This is a genomic window from Candidatus Methylomirabilota bacterium (assembly GCA_035936835.1).
Classification (GTDB): Bacteria; Methylomirabilota; Methylomirabilia; order Rokubacteriales; family CSP1-6; genus AR37.
Genome location: DASYVT010000153.1, coordinates 1 through 2,443, shown reverse-complemented (window position 1 = coordinate 2,443; position 2,443 = coordinate 1). Strand labels below are relative to the sequence as shown.

The following is a 2,443-nucleotide window of genomic DNA, read 5'->3' as shown; positions in this document are numbered from 1 at the left end:
GGCGCGGCCGCTTCGCTAGGTCAGGTAGCTCCCCAACGAATGCGCATCGAGGAAGCGCGCCCCCTCGGTCCGTCCGAGCAGCAGCGCGGTCTTCGCCAGGACCTCCGCTTCGGCGCCGGTCGGCGCGAGCACCGAGACCTCGACGAGATCCGTCTCGGCGGGCCTGCCGGTGCGCGGATCGATGAGGTGATGCAGCCGCGGACCCCATCGCCGGCCCTCGGTGCCGCTCGTGGCCGCCCCGATATCGCGCAGCAGCACCGTCGTCGTACCGAACCCGGCGGGCCAGCCCTCGCCCGCGGGTCCGGCGCCCCGGGCACGCAGATCGCCCGCGAGATTCGCGAGCGCGTTCGGGCCGATGCGCTCGACGGCGCGATCGGCGAGCCAGCCCTTCGCGATGCCGCCAAGGTCGATGGACGTGCCCGGTCGCAGCCGCGCGCGATGCCCGTCCACCTCGAGCATCTCCGGGAGCGGGGGGGCGACGATCGCATCGCCGCTCGCTGCCGTCGGTCCGGCCGCGAAGTCGCGCGTGTACCCCGCGGCCAGGAGCGCCGGCAGCACACCGACGTGGACCAATCCGCCGCTCATCGCGTACGCGACGAGCGACTGCCGTAACAGCGCCTCGAGCTCGGGGCTCGCGTCGATCCATCGGCCGGCGGCCGCGTTGAGGCGCGCGAGCTCGCTGTCGGGGCTGAAGCGAGTGAGCCGGTCGTGCATCTGGTCGAGCCAGGCCCGCGCGCCGGCCAGGTCGCCCGCTCCCGCGGCGAACAGCTCGCATTGGCCGCCAAGAGCCGTGAACTGGAGCTCCGCAAACGCGGCCATCGGGAGAAATAGTGGACGAAATGGGGCTTCCGGGCGGATTGGTGTTGGGGCAATTTCGAGGGGTCCCTAGACTGCCCGGCGAATGAGGAAGGCGGGTCGCGCCATGCATTGGACGGTCAAGACGGGGAAGGTGGGTCGCGCCCTGTGGTGGACGTTAGCTGCCTACGGCGTCGTTCTTGTCGGCGCGTCCGGTCTCGCCGCTCTGCACGTGACGACCGCTTTCCTGTACGGCTGGGGTTTAGGAATGATCGCCGCTGCTCTGCTCGCCTCGCGCGGCTACCGCCCTGGGATCGGGTACGTCCTTGCGCTCCTGCCGCTGCTCGGCTGGTTCATCTTGTTCTGGCTGCGCGAGGATGCCCGTGCGCGCTCACCGGTAAACGCGCGACTCTAGGCTCATGCCTAGACGCCCAAGCACAGACCCGAACAAGGCCGCTTTTGATCTCATCCAAAAGATCGTTGACTCAGGGGAGAAGAACCCGGCCGCCGTCGCCTGGGGCGGCTGGGTGGGTCGAAGGGCGGCAAGGCCCGGGCTGCCAATCTGACGGCTAAACGCCGACCACAGATCGTCAGGAGGGCCGCTAAGGCTCGCTGGAACGCCCGAGGGCCTAGACGCGCACGAAAACGGTGGGCTTGCGAGCGTCACGGCGCGTGGCGAAGAAGAAGACCAAGCGCGGGAGCGAGCCGGAGCCTACCTACCGCGAATGGGTTTACGAGGTGCGCGGCCCCTTAGAAGCACTCCGCGCGCTTGAGGTGCTGGACCGCCTCCCGAGAGACAAGCTCGTCGGGATGGGCGTTTTCGTAAAGGGCTATCAGGGCGATCCTGAGCGTTCTACGTGTTCGCTAACGTCGAGAATCCAAACGAGGACGACGCGGCGCGCGTAAAGCTGCCCCTCGCAGAGTTCGGGTTGCCTAGCACCGTGACTATTCATGATCTCCTGACGACGGAGCCACGGCCCCACGTGACGGCCAGCGGCCTTCTTCTGTCGATTGAGCTTGCATCGCGGACCGCCTACCCAGACGCCTTCGACTGATCCCGAGGATTACCCCCAGCTCGTCAAGAACTACAAGAGGCCCCGCGCGAGGGCCAGCGCCGCTACTCCCCGGCGCGGTTCATGAGCTGCAAGCGCGTCCCGATCTCCGGCGCACCCATTGATGCGGACGTGTCCACGTCACACGTCAAGCGCCAGAACCTGACGATGCGGATGGGGATGCGGCGTTTCACCCGGCTGACCAACGGCTATTGCAAGAAGCTGGACAATCACGAGGCAGTGGTGGCGCTCCACTTTCTGCAACTTCATTCGCCCGTCACGCCTCGCTGTCGGGCGTCACGCATATGACCCGCCCAGGCTGCCGGTATCGCTCGATACCGCTGGCCTACGGACGAAATTGCAGGGCTGCTAGATGACCCCTCAGTACGCCGACGCGCTCAAGCTACAGATGCGCCCGAAAAAGCCCTGTTACAGCGTGAAATTGCGCCACTGCTGGCGGATTTGACCCCTTGACACCGACCCCCGCTGAGCCGAAACTTCAGCGTTCCCAGTTGACCTAGAGCTCTCGTCGTCCTACGATGACGTCCTTGCCACCCGTCTATCCACTGCGTTTCCGCGCGCCCGCGCGTCCCCGG

General features: G+C 67.0%; 3 protein-coding genes. 2 read left to right on the top strand and 1 reads right to left on the bottom strand.

The features are described 5' to 3' along the window. Positions 1-15: 15 nt before the first annotated feature. A complete protein-coding gene (locus tag VGV06_13995) occupies positions 16-819 on the bottom strand; it encodes an FAD:protein FMN transferase (protein ID HEV2056263.1) in 804 nt (267 codons plus the stop codon). A gap of 103 nt (positions 820-922) precedes the next feature. Between VGV06_13995 and VGV06_13990 the strand changes: the two genes are divergently transcribed. Together VGV06_13990 and VGV06_13985 are read left to right on the top strand one after the other, a co-directional pair. After that, positions 923-1,210 carry a hypothetical protein gene (locus tag VGV06_13990; GenBank protein ID HEV2056262.1) on the top strand — a complete coding sequence of 96 codons (288 nt, stop codon included), beginning with the start codon at positions 923-925 and terminating at the stop codon, positions 1,208-1,210. Positions 1,211-1,931: 721 nt separating this feature from the next. Beyond that, on the top strand, positions 1,932-2,156 hold the full coding sequence (locus tag VGV06_13985) for a hypothetical protein (protein ID HEV2056261.1): 225 nt from the start codon (positions 1,932-1,934) through the stop codon (positions 2,154-2,156). Positions 2,157-2,443 lie beyond the last annotated feature (287 nt).

Coding starts and splice junctions, on each gene's coding strand:
- VGV06_13995 (HEV2056263.1), bottom strand. CDS start 819: ATGGCCGCGTTTGCGGAGCTCCAGTTCACGGCTCTTGGCGGCCAATGC.
- VGV06_13990 (HEV2056262.1), top strand. CDS start 923: ATGCATTGGACGGTCAAGACGGGGAAGGTGGGTCGCGCCCTGTGGTGG.
- VGV06_13985 (HEV2056261.1), top strand. CDS start 1,932: ATGAGCTGCAAGCGCGTCCCGATCTCCGGCGCACCCATTGATGCGGAC.